Below are 12,275 nucleotides of genomic sequence, written 5' to 3' on the forward strand. Positions count from 1 at the left end.
CGCCCCCCCCGATCCCGCTTTAAGCTCGCTCTCCCGCGCAATTCACAAAAACGGGTAAACCCGAAAAGGCACATCCGGGAACTTTCCATAGAATGTTGTCTGATGACATACAACAAATCGTATGTCACCCCACTTCGTTCCCTTTGGTCTGATCAACGTTCCCTGCCATGAGCCGAACCCCCATCGTCACCGAATTGCGCGTTGTTCCCGTCGCCGGCCGCGACAGCATGCTGTTGAATCTGAGCGGCGCGCACGGCCCGTTCTTCACGCGTAACCTCGTCATTCTTCAGGACAGTGCCGGGCATACCGGCGTGGGCGAAGTCCCGGGTGGCGAATCGATTCGCAAGACACTGGAAGATGCGCGCCCGTATGTCGTCGGACAATCGGTCGCGAACATTCAGGCGATTCTCGGGCAGACGCGCCGCGTCTTCGCCGATCGCGATGCCGGCGGACGCGGCCTGCAAACCTTCGACTTGCGCACCACGATTCATGCCGTCACCGCGCTCGAAGCCGCGCTGCTCGACCTGTTGGGGCAGCACCTCGAAGTGCCCGTCGCCGCGCTCCTGGGCGAGGGACAGCAGCGCAGCGAAGTCGCGATGCTCGGCTACCTGTTCTTCATTGGCGATCGCAACGCAACCGACCTCGCGTACGCCAGCAATGCGGGCGCACGCGACGATTGGGAGCGCGTTCGCACGGAAGTCGCCATGACGCCCGACGCCGTCGTGCGTCTGGCAGAAGCCGCGCATGCACGGTACGGCTTTCAGGATTTCAAGCTCAAGGGCGGTGTGCTCTCGGGAGACGCGGAAATCGAAGCCGTTACCGCGCTCGCCAAACGCTTCCCCGAGGCACGCGTCACGCTCGACCCGAATGGCGCATGGTCGCTCGCCGAGGCGGTACGCCTGTGCCGCGACAAGCACGACGTGCTGGCTTACGCCGAAGATCCCTGCGGCGCCGAGAACGGCTATTCAGGACGGGAAGTCATGGCCGAATTCCGCCGCGCCACGGGGCTGCCGACGGCCACGAACATGATTGCGACGGATTGGCGTCAGATGGGCCATGCGATCCAGCTGCAGTCGGTAGACATTCCGCTGGCCGACCCGCACTTCTGGACAATGCAGGGCTCGGTGCGTGTGGCACAGATGTGTCATGACTGGGGCCTCACATGGGGCTCGCACTCGAACAATCACTTCGACGTCTCGCTCGCCATGTTCACGCACGTTGCCGCGGCCGCGCCGGGCAAGATCACGGCCATCGATACGCACTGGATCTGGCAGGATGGCCAATACCTCACGCAGAACCCGCTGCAAATCGTCGGTGGCAACGTTCAGGTGCCGACAGTGCCGGGCCTCGGCGTGACACTCGACATGGACGCCGTAGAAGCCGCCCACGCCCTGTATCTCGAACACGGCCTGGGTGCGCGCGATGACAGCGTCGCGATGCAATACCTCGTGACTGACTGGAAATTCGATCCGAAGCGCCCGTGCCTGGTGCGATGATCGAGGGGGCAACGGCACGCCTTTGGGATGAAAACCCCGGGCGTTCCGTCACCGCGAAACGACAATGCATTCAAATTGCGGATTTTTCCAAAATGGCGCGAAAAATCCGTACGCTATGTTGAAACGCTATCAACGGGGAGCAAACGATACTGACACGCCCTGAAAGCCTCGTTGCGAGGCCTCCAAACTCCGGGGTGCCGGTGAGTAAAGCAGATAAAAAAAGCCCAGGCGTTAGCCTGGGCTTTCTTCGTTTGGCGGAGCGGACGGGGCTCGAACCCGCGACCCCCGGCGTGACAGGCCGGTATTCTAACCAACTGAACTACCGCTCCAAACTTGCTGCAGCATTGCGATGTCACTCACTTTGCTTTCCTGCTAGTTGTCCGGCATTGCCGCGTTTTCACGCGCATATTACCGAACTTCGTAGGTTTTGGCGGAGCGGACGGGGCTCGAACCCGCGACCCCCGGCGTGACAGGCCGGTATTCTAACCAACTGAACTACCGCTCCAAAACCGACAAAAAAACCCGCCTGACTTTCAGCGGGCTTTACGCCACTAATTGCTTGGCATTTTCAAACTGATACCGACTCGCTACCGGCACCAATTCTGGCGTCCCCTAGGGGATTCGAACCCCTGTACTCACCGTGAAAGGGTGATGTCCTAGGCCTCTAGACGAAGGGGACAAAATCGTCAAAACTTTGTCTGTTTCGCTAACTGCTTACTGCATTTCGCGAAGAACGCCATTCTAAACAACATTTCTTCGCTTGTGAAGCTTTATTTTCAAGTTTTTTGCATCGTTTTTGCAAGAATCTTGCTCTTTCAATGCAGCCCGAAAATCAAGCTTCTGAATCCGTGGTGGAGGTAAGCGGGATCGAACCGCTGACCTCTTGCATGCCATGCAAGCGCTCTCCCAGCTGAGCTATACCCCCGAACAGAGAAATGAGATTCTAATGACAAACCCATTTCCTGTAAATACCCTCCTCGCGTTTTTTCCGCATTATTTTGCAAATCCGTGCGAAGGATGAAAAAACGGCGACTCCGAAGAGTCGCCGTTTCTTTTTGCTTAGCAACAACCAGCAGGCCAATCGCCCTGTTTCAGGCCGGAGAGCCCGCCAGCCGGCTTACTGGGCGTCGCCTTCGCGCTTGACCAGCAGCGGACCGCCCTGCTTCTCTTCTTCGGTCAGTGCTTTGTGCGACAGACGCAGACGACCCTTGTCGTCTTGCTGGATCACCTTCACGCGTACGGCCTGGCCTTCCTTGACGTACTCGTTGATGTCCTTGATACGCTCGTTGGCGATTTCCGAGATGTGCAGCAGACCATCCTTGCCCGGCAGGACCGAGACGATCGCGCCGAACTCAAGCAGCTTGAGCACGGTGCCGTCATAAACCTGGCCCACTTCGACTTCCACGGTGATCAGCTCGATACGACGCTTCGCTTCGGCAATACCTTCAGCGCTCGGGCTGGCGATGGTAACTACGCCATCGTCCGAAATGTCGATGCTCGTGCCGGTTTCTTCCGTCAGTGCACGGATCACCGAGCCACCCTTGCCGATCACGTCGCGGATCTTTTCCGGATTGATCTTGATGGTGACCATACGCGGCGCGAATTCCGACAGTTCGGTGCGCACGCCCGACTGGGCTTCCGTCATCTTGCCGAGGATATGCAAACGGCCTTCCTTGGCTTGCGCCAGTGCGACCTGCATGATTTCCTTGGTGATGCCCTGGATCTTGATGTCCATCTGCAGTGCGGTCACGCCGTTCGACGTACCTGCCACCTTGAAGTCCATGTCGCCCAGGTGATCTTCGTCGCCGAGAATGTCGGTCAACACGGCAAACTTGTTGCCTTCGAGGATCAGGCCCATCGCGATACCGGCGACCGGCGAGGTCAGCGGCACACCGGCGTCCATCATGGCGAGACTGCCGCCGCAAACCGATGCCATCGACGACGAACCATTCGACTCCGTGATTTCCGATACGACACGCACGGTGTAACCGAAATCGTCAGCACCCGGCAAGCACGCTACCAGCGCGCGCTTGGCCAGACGGCCGTGACCGATTTCGCGGCGCTTGGGCGAACCCACGCGACCCGTTTCACCCGTCGAGAACGGGGGGAAGTTGTAGTGCAGCATGAAGCGATCGCGATACTCGCCTTGCAGCGCATCGATGATCTGCTCGTCGCTCTTGGTGCCCAGCGTGGCCACCACGAGTGCCTGCGTTTCACCACGCGTGAACAGTGCCGAACCGTGAGCACGCGGCAGCACGCCGGTGCGGATCGAGATCGGACGCACCGTACGCGTGTCGCGGCCGTCGATACGCGGCTCGCCAGCCAGAATCTGGCTACGCACGATCTTGGCTTCCAGATCGAACAGGATGTTGCCGACTTCGATGTCGTCCGGGGCGGCTTCGCCCTTGGCGGCCGCGGCTTCGCCCAGCTTGGCGATGACGTTGGCGCTCACGGCACGCAGTTCTTGCGTACGAGCTTGCTTTTCACGCGTCTGGTAAGCGGCGCGCAGCGACGCATCGGCCAGCTCGGTCACTTGTGCGATCAGCGCGTCGTTCTTGGCAGCCGGGGCCCATTCCCACTCGGCCTTGCCGCCGTCACGCACGAGCTCGTGAATTGCGTTGATGGCCGTTTGCATTTGCTCGTGGCCGAACACCACGGCGCCGAGCATCACGTCTTCCGGCAGCTCTTGGGCTTCCGATTCCACCATCAGCACGGCTTGCTCCGTACCGGCGACCACCAGGTCGAGCTTCGACTTGGCGATTTGCTCGCGCGACGGGTTCAGCACGTACTGGCTGTCGACGTAGGCAACGCGTGCGGCACCGACCGGGCCGTTGAACGGCAGCCCCGAGATGGCCAGCGCAGCCGAAGCACCGATCAGGGCCGGGATATCGGCCGGGACTTCCGGGTTCAGCGAGACGACTTGCACCACGACCTGGACTTCGTTGTAGAAGCCTTCCGGGAACAGCGGGCGAATCGGACGATCGATCAGGCGCGACGTCAGCGTTTCGTTTTCCGACGGACGGCCTTCACGCTTGAAGAAGCCACCCGGGATCTTGCCGGCGGCGTAAGTCTTTTCCAGATAATCGACCGTCAGCGGGAAGAAGTCCTGACCTGCCTTGGCCTTCTTGGCGCCCACGACCGTGGCGAGCACGACAGTATCGTCCATGTCGACGAGCACAGCGCCGGATGCCTGGCGAGCAATCTCACCAGTCTCCATGCGAACCGTGTTTTGTCCCCATTGGAAAGACTTGACGACTTTATTGAACATTTGCACTCCTATATCGAATCGCGCGAATGCAGCAGCGGCGCGATATCGCTGCCGGGGTGATCCCGACGCCTCACAGGGGGGAGTGTTATGCCATTCCAGCGTAGCCCAGCGCGCATTGCGCCAGCGTTGAGACCACCCTGGAATGACACAAGCCCTGCTTGCCGACGAGGCCCCGTAAACCGTAGACCGGCCGTAAAGCCAGCCGTAAAACCGGGAACCCGGCGCAACGGCCGGGTCGATCGCCCGAAAGACGTCTCATCGACATCCATCGGGCACCGCCCAAAAACAAAATGCCTGCATCAGCACGCTGATACAGGCATCTCGTCGTAATCGTAATCGCTTACTTACGCAGGCCCAGCTTCTCGATCAGGGCGCGGTAGCGATCTGCATCCTTGCCCTTGAGGTAGTCGAGCAGCTTGCGGCGACGGCTCACCATGCGCAGCAGACCGCGGCGGCTGTGGTGATCCTTCATGTGGGCCTTGAAGTGCGGGGTCAGTTCGTTGATGCGCGTGGTCAGCAGCGCAACTTGAACTTCGGGGGAGCCGGTGTCATTGGCGGCGCGGGCGAATTGCGCCACGACGTCCGACTTCTTGATATCTGCGTTCGACATTTTCTTTCCTTTGGATACACGCGGTCACGGAAGAATGGCCGTGCCGTGAACTTACAAAAACCATGTACGACGTTGCCGTACATAAACAAAACTGCAAGTGCGCGATTATACGGGAAGTGACATCACGACGCCACTTTTTTCCACGTCCCGCCTGAACCGACGCGGGCCGAACGCCCGCCCGGAGCATCAAACCCGGGAAAACCTGCAAAACAATCGACGGAATTCGAGCAAATTATCTCGAAAATTACGACAAATCGACGTCACTGCTTCAGCGGCCACCGGCCAGCGGCAATCGCAACAATCGCCCCGACCGCCCTGTCAGCGCTGACGCGCCATCCGGCACGTGCTCGGCAGCGCCACCTTGTTCGCGGGCAGCTCCATCACCGTCCGGAAGCCGTAGCCCGACCCTTCGTTGTCGAACTTCACCCCCGGCTCTCCCGCGCGACGCATGACCGACACGTAAAGCGGCTCGATCATCTGATGGTCGTTGGCGCGCATCCACGCGTCGGCAGGTGCTTCGCGAACCCGGCGGTTCTCAAGCGCACGCGCCACCGTCGTCACGTCTGTCGTGCCGGCCTGTTCGAGCGCGGCGGCAATCATGTCGATCATCACGCTCATGCGCAGCAGCGGATAATCGTCTCGCGCCTCCGGATACCGCGCCCGGAATGCCTTGTAGAAGGCATCAGACGCCTCACCGCCCACGTTCGGATGCCACTCGGCCACGGCATACACCCGCCCGACACCCGCGTCGCCCAGTGCCGCCGGCGCGCCGAGGGCGTTGCCATAGAACGTATAGAACTTCAGATCCATACCTTGCTCGCGCGCCGCCTTGACGAGCAGCGTCAGATCGTTGCCCCAGCTTCCCGTGACCACCGTATCCGCGCCAGCCGTGCGAATGCGCGCCAGGTACGGCGTGAAGTCCTTCACGCGGCCCACCGGGCTGAACTGCTCGCCCACGATCTGCACGTCGGGACGCTTCGCGCCGATCATCTGGCGGGCGAGCCCGGCGACCTGACGCCCGAAGCTGTAATCCTGATTGAGCAGGTAGACCTTCTGAATGCTGTCGTCCTGCTTGATGGCCTCGGTCAGCGCCTGCATGCGCATGGCGGCATTGGCGTCGAACGCGAAATGCCAGAAGCTGCACTGCTCGTTGGTAAGCGCCGTGTCGACGGCCGAATAGTTGAAGAACAGCATGCGCTGCCCCGGCTCGCGCGCGTTGCGTTTGTTGACGGCGTCGATCAGCGCCGACGCCACAGCCGAGCTATTGCCCTGAAGCACGAAGGGAATGCCGAGATCGCCGGCCGCCTTGAGCTGCACGAGGCTATCCTCGACCGCGCCCTTGCTGTCGAATACCGTGAGCTCCAGCGGATGCGCACCATCGCGCAACTTCACGCCACCGCGCGCGTTCACACGATCGATGGCGAAGCGCAGATTGCGCTCGACCATGGCCCCCGCGTTGCCGAACGGCCCGCTCATGCCTTCGATGAGTGCAAGGCGAATCGGCGGCGCGGCATGCGCCACGCTGGTGGCGGCCAGCAGGCCAGCGGCGCAGAACCGCGCCAGCAAGACAAGAAATTTCATCGAGGCCTCAAGGACTGTTCCGGCGCGAATCATAACTGCCGCGCCTCGCCCCGGCAAGCCGAGGCACCCCACGATACGGAACGGCGGCGGTATCCTATCGAAAAGCCGTCACCGCTGTATTTTTGCGGATTTTCCCATCTCCACGAGGCCAATCATGACGTATCGTTCTCAAGTGCGCATGGACACCGATAAAGCGGATACGCCATCGGCGCTCGCCGCCAGCCATGCATCGGGTCAACGGCCGGCCGCCCCGGCTACCGCTGTCACCTCGGCCATCCGCTGGATCCTTGCAGGCTCGCTCGCGCTGTCGCTCACGGCCTGCTACACGCCAGCGTGGCAAAAGCTGCCTGCGGCGGCGTCGCAAGCCGATGTCCAGGCGCAACTCGGTAAACCGAAGGAGGTCTACCCGCTCGCCCCGGGCGTCACGCGCTGGCTTTATCCGACGAAGCCATTCGGCGAGGAAACGATCGCCGCCGACTTCGATGCGCAAGGCCGGTTGCTGCGTACCGCCCAGGTTCTCTCCACGCCGGAGTTCAACAAGGTGGAGATCGACAAATGGACGAAGACGGATGTGCTGCATCACTTCGGCGAACCGGTCGAGACGTCTTACTTCCCTTTGATGAAGCGCGAAGTCTGGACTTATCGCTTCAAGCAGGACGACGTGTGGTTTTCGATGATGAACTTCTACTTCGATGCGGGCGGCATCGTCAAAACCACGCAAATCAGCCCCGACCCCCTTCATGAGAAGCGGGATAACAATATGTTCTGATCCCAGGAGAGCGCCCCATTCCGGCCAATTCGCATCTCGACGCCACCTACCTCTCCCAGCTCCGGCGCGATCTTTTGCGCTTTGCCCGGCTGCAATTGCGCGACGATCATCTTGCGGAAGACGCCGTCCAGGACGCCCTGACGGCGGCCTGCCAGCAATCGGGGGATTTCTCGGGGCGCTCGCAGCACAAGACCTGGGTCTTCGCCATTCTGCGCAACAAGCTCATCGACACGATGCGAGCGCGGCGGCGCACCATCAGTGCGTCGTCACTCGAGGGCGACGCCGACGACGACTCGGTGTTCGATCGCGAACTCTTCGGCGACAAAGGCCATTGGGCGAGTCACGCCCGTCCGCGCCCCTGGCCACGTCCCGAGACCCTGCTGGCCCGGCAGCAATTCTGGGCGCTGTTCGATTGGTGCCTGAACGCATTGCCCGAATCCGTCGGGCGCGTATTTTCGATGCGCGAGTTGCTGGACATGGACATCGCCGAGATCTGCCGGGAACTTGAACTCGACGCCAACCATTGCAGCGTGCTGCTCTATCGGGCCCGCACGCGCCTGCGCACCTGCCTGTCTGCCAAGGGATTGGAAACCGAAGATGCCATTGGCTAATTGCAAAACCGTCACACGCACCCTCTCCGACAAGCTCGACCGAGCGCTAACGCTGCGTGAACGGGCCCGTGTGCGCGTTCATCTGCTGGGTTGCAACGGTTGCCGGGCCTATGCATCGCAACTTGCCGCCCTGCGTCTACTGGCGCACTCAGTGGCGGGCCACATCGAGACCCCCTCCTCGCAGACAGACGAATAAAAAAGTTTCGATTTCGCTGTCATATCCGGGACCTCCATCCGACTAAACGGTGCGATCGGCAGTCAACGCGCTGCACGGTCGGACTTTTTTTCGTGACGCACTTCTGGAGATCCTGTGATGAAAACTTCCCTCTTTACCCTCGCCGCCATCGTTATCGGTACTGCATCGAGCGTTGCCATCGCCGCGCCGCAAGGCAAAACGCGGGCCGAAGTCCGTGCAGAGCTCAAGGCATTGCAAGACGTTGGCTACACGGCGTCCTCCGATCACACCCACTACCCGGCGAACCTGCAGATGGCGCAAGCCAAACTCAATAAGCAGCGCATGCGTGAGATGGAGATGGGGCGCCCGCAACACAGCGACGCCATGTCGGCGCCGGCCGCGAAGATGAAGCGCACCGGCAACCACAGCACATACCTGTTCGATCAGACGTACCGCGGCCAATAACCCCGGGGTTGCCAAGCCGTGCGCCGGCCAGCAGTTGCGGGCTGGCGCACGCTTTGCGGGACGGACCAAGCCCCGCATCCTGCGCACGTCATCATCAGGAGAATCAGGAGCTTTTTGCCGATGCATTCCTCGACCACTCTCCGGCACGCCCCTTCCCGCCTTGAACGGGCCGCCTATTCCCTGTCGCTTTACAGCGTCGTCGGCATCTTCATCGGCTTCGGTGCTTACAAATTCACGACACACGAAGCGGCTGCCATTTTTCCACTGGTCAGCCACCATCCCTTGTTTGGATGGCTGTATCTGTTTTTCAGCCAGCAGACCGTCTCCCGTCTCATTGGCATTTTCGAGCTGGCCTCGGCACTCGCCATGGCATGGCCCGGCCACTGGCGCATACGCGTCGCGGGGAGCCTGGGTGTCGCCCTGACGCTGATCGTGACGGTCTCGTTCCTGGTAACCACGCCAGATCCCGGCGGCGGGACATTCGGCTTTCTTGTCAAAGATACGGTGCTACTCGGCGTCGCACTGCTGGTCGCCGCGCGCACGTTTGCGCAAGGCTACGTATGCCCTCACGGGGAAATCGCGCTCCCCGCATCCCGATAGCACAACGCCCGCCCCCGAGTATCGGGCGGCGGGCGTTAGGGTCATCCCCGTCGAGGCCGACGGCGATGAACGAGCCGGTTGCCGGTTGCCGATGGCTTGCGGCTTGCGGCTTGCGGCTTGCGGCTTGCGGCTTGCGGCTTGCGGCTTGCGGCTTGCGGCTTGCGGCTTGCGGCTTACGGCGTGAGTTGCGGGTTCAACTTCTCGGCCTTCGAGTACAGCTTGTTGAGCGCCGACAGATACGCCTTGGCCGATGCCGCAACGATGTCCGGGTCCGTGCCCACACCGTTCACGATGCGCCCGGCCTTGGACAGACGCACCGTCACTTCGCCCTGCGACTGCGTACCGGTCGTGATCGCGTTGACCGAATACAGCAGTTGCTCCGCGCCGCTTTGCACTTGCGATTCGATGGCGTTGAGCACGGCGTCGACCGGGCCGTTGCCGTCGGCTTCGCCCACGAGTTCCTTGCCCTGCGCGGTGAACACTACACGCGCGCTCGGACGCTCACCCGTCTCCGAGTGCTGTGCCATCGACACGAGGTAGAAGTGCTCACCGCCTTCGGCCTGCGCTTCGTTCGAGACGATGGCCAGAATGTCTTCGTCGAAAATCTCGGCCTTCTGATCGGCGAGTTCCTTGAAGCGGGCGAACGCGGCGTTAACGTCCTGCTCCGACGCCATCTCGATGCCGAGCTCCTGCAAACGCTGCTTGAACGCATTACGGCCCGAGAGCTTGCCCAGCACGATCTTGTTCGCGGTCCAGCCCACGTCTTCCGCGCGCATGATTTCGTAGGTGTCGCGCGCCTTGAGCACGCCGTCCTGGTGAATGCCTGAGGCGTGCGCAAACGCGTTGGCGCCCACGACCGCCTTGTTCGGCTGCACGTTGAAACCGGTAATCTGCGAGACGAGCTTGGACGCCGGCACGATCTGCGTCGTGTCGATGCCGATATCCAGACCGAAATAATCCTTGCGGGTCTTGAGCGCCATCACGACCTCTTCGAGCGACGTGTTGCCCGCGCGCTCGCCCAGACCGTTGATCGTGCACTCGATCTGACGCGCACCGCCCAGTTGCACCCCCGCGAGCGAGTTCGCCACGGCCATGCCCAGGTCGTTGTGGCAGTGCACCGACCACACGGCCTTGTCCGAATTCGGCACGCGCTCGCGCAGCGTGCGCACGAGCTGGCCGTAGAGTTCCGGCACGCCGTAGCCGACGGTGTCGGCCACGTTGATGGTCGTTGCGCCCTCGTTGATGACGGCTTCGAGCACGCGGCAGAGGAAGTCCAGATCCGAGCGGCTGCCGTCTTCCGGCGAGAATTCGATGTTGTCCGTGAACTGACGCGCATAGCGCACCGCGAGCTTCGCCTGCTCGAACACCTGGTCCGGGCTCATGCGCAGCTTCTTCTCCATGTGCAGCGGCGACGTAGCGATGAAGGTGTGAATACGCGCCGAATTCGCCCCCTTGAGCGCCTCGGCGGCACGAGCGATATCACGGTCGTTGGCGCGCGCGAGCGAACACACGGTGCTGTCCTTGATGATGCCGGCAATGGCTTGAATCGCCTCGAAGTCGCCGTTCGAGCTGGCAGCGAAGCCGGCTTCGATGACGTCCACGCGCAGACGCTCCAGTTGACGGGCAATGCGGATCTTCTCGTCACGCGTCATCGACGCCCCCGGCGACTGCTCACCGTCACGCAGGGTCGTATCGAAAATGATCAGCTTGTCGGCCATGATTTGCTCCTGTGGGGATCTTGTGGGGTTCGGCTTGTTCTTGACGTCGGGCGGCAGCGCATGCGCGGCACGAAAAACGCCTCGCCGCCAACGGCTCGCCTGCGCCGATGCACAGCACGGGCAGCGCTCGCGAGACGGGCGGGCAACAGTTACCGGGAGGGAGTCAGCGCGCGACGCGCGCAGGCATGGCCAGCCCGAAGGCGGAAAAACGGCATGGCGTTGGCGGTGCGTGAGGAAGGCCCGGAGCCGGAATGGCGCCTGAAATCATGAGCGCCAATATAGTCGAATTTGGGCGATTTCACAACGCGATGCGCGGGCTGCAAGGCCCGTAGGGATGGGCGTTCGGCGCGGCGAACGCAGCACTCGGGGTGCCGCGCGCCAAAACGAAACAGCCCGGCGCGGGGCCGGGCTGGAGATCGTCGCAGACAGGTCCGATCAGAGGGGCGGAATGCGCAACATCTGCCCCGGGTAGATCTTGTCGGGACTGGAGAGCATCGGCTTGTTGGCCTCGAAGATGCCGTTGTACTTATTGGCGTCGCCGTACACCGATTTCGAGATCGCCGAGAGCGTATCGCCGGACTTGACGGTGTAATACGTCGCTTTGGCCGAGGCCGTGGAAACCGACATCTTGTCGTTCACCTTCTCCACGCCCTTCACATTGCCGCAGCACAGCACGATCTTTTCCTTGGTTTCCTGATCCTCGGCTACCCCGTACGCTGTGACCGTACGCGTGGCGCCGTCGAACTCGACATCGAGGCCGGTGGCGTCCAATCCCTGCGACTTGATGTAATTCTCGATGGCCTCGCCTGCGTTGCGGTTGGCGGCGTCCGCGTCGGGGCCGGGCGCCGGTGGCTCGGCCGCCTGTGCCTTGCCGAGAAGCGCCTCGCCTGCGTCCTTGATGAAATCGAGCATGCCCATAATGTCTCCTTCGTCACGTCGAACTACGGAAAACGGCGCCGGATCCAGCCAGACCTGCCGCGGC

11 protein-coding genes and 4 tRNA genes are annotated in these 12,275 nt (G+C 61.7%); 6 read left to right on the plus strand and 9 right to left on the minus strand.

From position 1 onward, the window contains the following. Positions 1-167 precede the first annotated feature (167 nt). Complete coding sequence (gene gudD / locus ACIPHM_RS13095; protein WP_400328455.1) at positions 168-1,496, plus strand: glucarate dehydratase; 1,329 nt, start codon at positions 168-170, stop codon at positions 1,494-1,496. 252 nt (positions 1,497-1,748) lie between these two features. On the opposite strand, the gene ACIPHM_RS13100 is transcribed toward gudD, so the two are convergent. The 7 genes from ACIPHM_RS13100 to ACIPHM_RS13130 all read right to left on the minus strand — a co-directional run bounded on the left by ACIPHM_RS13100 (position 1,749) and on the right by ACIPHM_RS13130 (position 6,955). Then, positions 1,749-1,825 (minus strand) — tRNA-Asp (locus ACIPHM_RS13100). Between the two features lie 99 nt (positions 1,826-1,924). Further along, positions 1,925-2,001: transfer RNA gene (locus ACIPHM_RS13105), tRNA-Asp, on the minus strand. Between the two features lie 98 nt (positions 2,002-2,099). After that, positions 2,100-2,175 (minus strand) — tRNA-Glu (locus ACIPHM_RS13110). Between the two features lie 170 nt (positions 2,176-2,345). Then, positions 2,346-2,421, minus strand: a tRNA-Ala gene (locus tag ACIPHM_RS13115). A 192-nt stretch (positions 2,422-2,613) separates the two neighbouring features. Beyond that, a complete protein-coding gene (pnp, locus tag ACIPHM_RS13120; RefSeq protein WP_400328457.1) occupies positions 2,614-4,770 on the minus strand; it encodes a polyribonucleotide nucleotidyltransferase in 2,157 nt (718 codons plus the stop codon). A gap of 334 nt (positions 4,771-5,104) precedes the next feature. Continuing rightward, a complete protein-coding gene (gene rpsO, locus ACIPHM_RS13125; RefSeq protein ID WP_039397648.1) occupies positions 5,105-5,374 on the minus strand; it encodes a 30S ribosomal protein S15 in 270 nt (89 codons plus the stop codon). A gap of 318 nt (positions 5,375-5,692) precedes the next feature. Next, a complete protein-coding gene (locus ACIPHM_RS13130; protein WP_400328460.1) occupies positions 5,693-6,955 on the minus strand; it encodes a branched-chain amino acid ABC transporter substrate-binding protein in 1,263 nt (420 codons plus the stop codon). 154 nt (positions 6,956-7,109) lie between these two features. On the opposite strand from ACIPHM_RS13130, the gene ACIPHM_RS13135 reads away from it, so the two are divergent. From ACIPHM_RS13135 to ACIPHM_RS13155, 5 genes are all read left to right on the plus strand, one after another. Continuing rightward, entirely contained in the window at positions 7,110-7,724 is a 615-nt protein-coding gene (locus ACIPHM_RS13135) for a hypothetical protein (protein WP_400328462.1), read from the plus strand. A gap of 17 nt (positions 7,725-7,741) precedes the next feature. Further along, complete coding sequence (locus tag ACIPHM_RS13140; RefSeq protein ID WP_400329075.1) at positions 7,742-8,335, plus strand: sigma-70 family RNA polymerase sigma factor; 594 nt, start codon at positions 7,742-7,744, stop codon at positions 8,333-8,335. Further along, positions 8,322-8,531 carry a zf-HC2 domain-containing protein gene (locus ACIPHM_RS13145; RefSeq protein ID WP_400328464.1) on the plus strand — a complete coding sequence of 70 codons (210 nt, stop codon included), beginning with the start codon at positions 8,322-8,324 and terminating at the stop codon, positions 8,529-8,531. Before ACIPHM_RS13140 ends, ACIPHM_RS13145 begins: the two co-directional genes overlap by 14 nt. A 117-nt stretch (positions 8,532-8,648) precedes the next feature. Further along, positions 8,649-8,975, plus strand: a complete 327-nt coding sequence (locus ACIPHM_RS13150) for a DUF4148 domain-containing protein (protein ID WP_400328466.1) — start codon at positions 8,649-8,651, stop codon at positions 8,973-8,975. A 120-nt stretch (positions 8,976-9,095) separates the two neighbouring features. Further along, complete coding sequence (locus tag ACIPHM_RS13155; protein ID WP_400328468.1) at positions 9,096-9,575, plus strand: DUF417 family protein; 480 nt, start codon at positions 9,096-9,098, stop codon at positions 9,573-9,575. Between the two features lie 173 nt (positions 9,576-9,748). On the opposite strand, the gene ACIPHM_RS13160 is transcribed toward ACIPHM_RS13155, so the two are convergent. After that, the gene (locus ACIPHM_RS13160) at positions 9,749-11,293 is read right to left on the minus strand and encodes a 2-isopropylmalate synthase (RefSeq protein WP_400328469.1); all 1,545 of its coding nucleotides are present in this window, start codon (positions 11,291-11,293) and stop codon (positions 9,749-9,751) included. Between the two features lie 435 nt (positions 11,294-11,728). Beyond that, positions 11,729-12,211 (minus strand): peptidoglycan-binding protein LysM, encoded by a 483-nt coding sequence (gene lysM, locus ACIPHM_RS13165; RefSeq protein ID WP_400328470.1) that lies wholly within the window; start codon positions 12,209-12,211, stop codon positions 11,729-11,731. Positions 12,212-12,275: the final 64 nt, after the last annotated feature.

The sequence above is a fragment of the Pandoraea sp. NPDC087047 genome (genome assembly GCF_044745225.1).
Lineage (GTDB): Bacteria > Pseudomonadota > Gammaproteobacteria > Burkholderiales > Burkholderiaceae > Pandoraea.

Excerpts from the sequence above, each read along its gene's own strand:
- gudD (WP_400328455.1), top strand. The coding sequence starts at position 168 with ATGAGCCGAACCCCCATCGTCACCGAATTGCGCGTTGTTCCCGTCGCC.
- rpsO (WP_039397648.1), bottom strand. The coding sequence starts at position 5,374 with ATGTCGAACGCAGATATCAAGAAGTCGGACGTCGTGGCGCAATTCGCC.
- ACIPHM_RS13130 (WP_400328460.1), bottom strand. The coding sequence starts at position 6,955 with ATGAAATTTCTTGTCTTGCTGGCGCGGTTCTGCGCCGCTGGCCTGCTG.
- ACIPHM_RS13135 (WP_400328462.1), top strand. The coding sequence starts at position 7,110 with ATGACGTATCGTTCTCAAGTGCGCATGGACACCGATAAAGCGGATACG.
- ACIPHM_RS13145 (WP_400328464.1), top strand. The coding sequence starts at position 8,322 with ATGCCATTGGCTAATTGCAAAACCGTCACACGCACCCTCTCCGACAAG.
- ACIPHM_RS13150 (WP_400328466.1), top strand. The coding sequence starts at position 8,649 with ATGAAAACTTCCCTCTTTACCCTCGCCGCCATCGTTATCGGTACTGCA.
- ACIPHM_RS13155 (WP_400328468.1), top strand. The coding sequence starts at position 9,096 with ATGCATTCCTCGACCACTCTCCGGCACGCCCCTTCCCGCCTTGAACGG.
- ACIPHM_RS13160 (WP_400328469.1), bottom strand. The coding sequence starts at position 11,293 with ATGGCCGACAAGCTGATCATTTTCGATACGACCCTGCGTGACGGTGAG.
- lysM (WP_400328470.1), bottom strand. The coding sequence starts at position 12,211 with ATGGGCATGCTCGATTTCATCAAGGACGCAGGCGAGGCGCTTCTCGGC.